Source organism: Janthinobacterium sp. FW305-129 (assembly GCF_020858115.1).
Classification (GTDB): Bacteria; Pseudomonadota; Gammaproteobacteria; order Burkholderiales; family Burkholderiaceae_D; genus Janthinobacterium.
The window spans coordinates 1-1,188 of record NZ_JACYMM010000037.1 but is presented as its reverse complement, the minus strand read 5'-3'; the positions used below and the strand labels follow the sequence as shown (position 1 = coordinate 1,188).

The following is a 1,188-nucleotide window of genomic DNA, read 5'->3' as shown; positions in this document are numbered from 1 at the left end:
ACGGCCCTTGCTGGCGATGTCATCACCAACAAGGCAGTCATTTCTGCCAGCAAGTTGCTGGCGATTACCGCCAATGCAAACAACGCCCAGTCGCTGGTGAACAGCCAGGGCCAGTTGGTGGCAGGTCAGCTGCAGCTGAACGTGGCCAACCTGAACAACGCCAGCGGCGACATTGTGCAGACGGGCGAGGGCGATACGATCATCACCACAGGCAAGCTGGACAACACGGCCGGCCGTATCGCCGTCAACAGTGCGAACCTGGCTTTGAACGCGACGGTGTTGACGAATATCAATGGCAAGCTGGAACACGCGGGTGCAGGCGTGCTGGCCATCCACGCGGGTCAGTTCAACAACCAGTTCGGCAAGATCACGGGCAATGGCAAGCTCGACATCACAGCGGCCACCCTCGATCACCGCAATGCGACCACCATCGCCAATCAGCTGACCATCAACACCGGCACGCTGGACAATCGCACCGGCAGCCTGGCGCAAACGGGTAGCGGTTTGATGAGCGTCAATGCCGCCGGCTCGCTGGACAATACGGGTGGCAAGATCGAAGGCAATGGCGATGCACTGGTGAAAGCTGGCACGTTGTTGAACAACAAGGGCCGCATCGTGGCGGCGCAGAATACCGTGTTGAACGTGAGCAGTCTGGACAATACCGAAGGGATTGTGGCCGCAGGGCGCAACCTGGCATTGAATAGTGGCAACATCGACAATACCAAAGGCCAGCTGCAAGCCGTGGCGGGCAACGCCACCCTGAACGCTGCGAACGTGAGTAATGCGGCAGGCAGCGTGTTTGCCGGCGGTAATCTGACCACGACGCTCGATACCTTGAGCAACACGGGCAGCCTGTATGCGGCAGGCAATCAAGCCCTGACCGCAACAGGTGCCATCGTGAACACGGGCGTCATCGCGGCGCAAGGCAACAACAGCATCACGGCAAAGACCCTCGACAGCAGCGCAAGCAGCTTGATCGGCGCCGGCATCCAGGCCGATGGCAAGCTGGGCACGGCTGGCAATCTGACAATCAGCACCACTCAGGATCTTGCTGCACACGGCCAGATACTGGCCGCAGGCAATGCAAATCTGAGCGGCACCTCGGTTGATATCGGCGGCAGCCAGACCAGCGCCGCCAACATCGGCCTGACGGCAACAACGGGTGACGTCAGCACGAACAAGGCGGTC

1 pseudogene is annotated in these 1,188 nt (G+C 60.4%); it reads left to right on the top strand.

Going from position 1 to position 1,188, the window contains the following annotated elements:
• Positions 1–1,188: pseudogene (locus IGS61_RS27690) on the top strand (hypothetical protein); the annotation flags it as partial.